1 protein-coding gene is annotated in these 1,695 nt (G+C 68.1%); it reads right to left on the bottom strand.

The features are described from left to right. Positions 1 to 152 precede the first annotated feature (152 nt). Positions 153 to 1,571 (bottom strand): IS1380 family transposase, encoded by a 1,419-nt coding sequence (locus KD1_RS15850; protein WP_068403529.1) that lies wholly within the window; start codon positions 1,569 to 1,571, stop codon positions 153 to 155. Between the last annotated feature and the right edge of the window lie 124 nt (positions 1,572 to 1,695).

Here is a 1,695-nt window from a genome sequence, read left to right as displayed (position 1 = left end):
GTTAACCTCGGTCTTTCATGCGGTTGGTCTGGGTGGCTGCTGGGGATCGGGTCTGCGGGTGTGTTGGTGTCGGGGTATGGGTAGTGCCCGGCTGTCGCGCCGGGTGGGCGGGTTCCAAGGGTCCTTCGGGTGGTAGGGGCTGGGGTCGGTGGTCAGCCGAAGGAGGTGCGGATGCGGTCCCAGCCGGTGGCGATCGCGGTGGCCCAGCGCCAGGTCTTGTCGATACGCAGTTGGACTTGGCGGGCTGCGCGGGTGATGCGGGCCGCGACGTGCAGCACGCGGTAGCGGAAGGTGGCGATCTCGGCGCGGGCCAGTTCGGGGACGTCGGCGAAGGCGATCTTCTTGGTCCACGCGACCAGGTCGAGCGCGGTCAGGACGACCTCGAGCCAGGCGGCGTTCTCGTTCCAGGCACGGCAGGGCAGGTTCCGCAGGCCGGTTGCCTTGGCTTCCCGGATGCGGTCTTCGACGCGGGCGTGCTGACGGTGGCGTAGTTCGAGGCCGGCGCCCTGGCCGGTCACGATGCCGGGCTGGTGGGCGGGGGTGTTGGTCAGGATCGCGGTGATCCGGTGTCCGTCGACATCGGTGAACGTCAACTGGGCGCCGGGGTGGGGACGTTCCTTACGCAGGATCAATCGGGAACCTTCGGGCCACGTGCCGAGGTCGATCATGCCGGTGGCCTCGGCCACCCACGCGCCCTCACGCACATCGTTGCCGTCCCGGCCTGGGGTCTGCAGGGCAGGGTGCCAGCACTCTGGGGGGATCAGGTCGACGATGCGTTGGATCCGCGCGTCCACGGGGAATCCGAAGGAGAACCCCACACCCCGTTCGACACAGGCAGCCGCGAACGCATGGGTCGCACCGGCCGAATCCGAGCGCGCCACGACACGCGGCCCGGTCCACTGCCCACTGTTCGGGTCGTAGGCGGGGCGGGCGTGCTCGGGTAACGCGGCCAGCGCCATGTCCAGGACCTCGACGTGATCGGCGGCGGTGTTCGATCCAGCGTTCCCGGGCCGTAGCAGGCCCGCGAGGGCCTCCCCGGCAGCGATGTCGCCACGATCGAGGAAACACAACAACGGATGGAACCCGAACGTGCGTTTCCACGTCGCGGCAGCGTTCTCCTTCTCGCTGTGCGCGATCGTGATCGTGGCATCGAAGTCCAGGCAGAGTTCCTCATCGAGGTCGGGACCGGCGCCGGCAGCCCACGCCCGTTCCCGGGCATCAGCGCGCGCCGCCCGCAGCGCGGGCAGATGAACTGCATCAGCCTTGTCCAGCACCCGCCACGTGGTCGGCATCGAAGCCACCGGGCCGTGCAGGTCCGCCCGATCCCCGAGTACGGCGATCCCGCTGATCGCGTCAGCGCCGTCGGCGACCGCGGCCGCGAGATCGGTGAACACCCGCCCCGGCGCATGGACCCACGGGCCGCGGTACGTGTCCGCCAACGCTGCCGTGACCCCGTCGACCAGGCCGGTGTACTGCGCCATCTCACGCAACAAACCGACCCCAGCATGTGACACGACACCCGCCCCATCCGCAGTGACCACGACTCGACGTATCCGCTTGCTACGCTTCACCTGTTAAGTGCCCGTTCTTCTTGGTGTCTCTGGACCTTCGCAAGTCAGAGTTTCCCAAGCAGAACGGGCACTTTCACGCTCCCAAGCCGCACATCAACAGATCAGCCGTGAAACGTCGAGGTTA

It is taken from the genome of Kribbia dieselivorans NBRC 106261 (assembly GCF_001552435.1).
In the GTDB taxonomy this organism is placed as follows: Bacteria; Actinomycetota; Actinomycetes; order Actinomycetales; family Dermatophilaceae; genus Kribbia; species Kribbia dieselivorans.
Note: the sequence above shows the minus strand (reverse complement) of the source record. Positions and strands in the feature narration are given on the sequence as shown.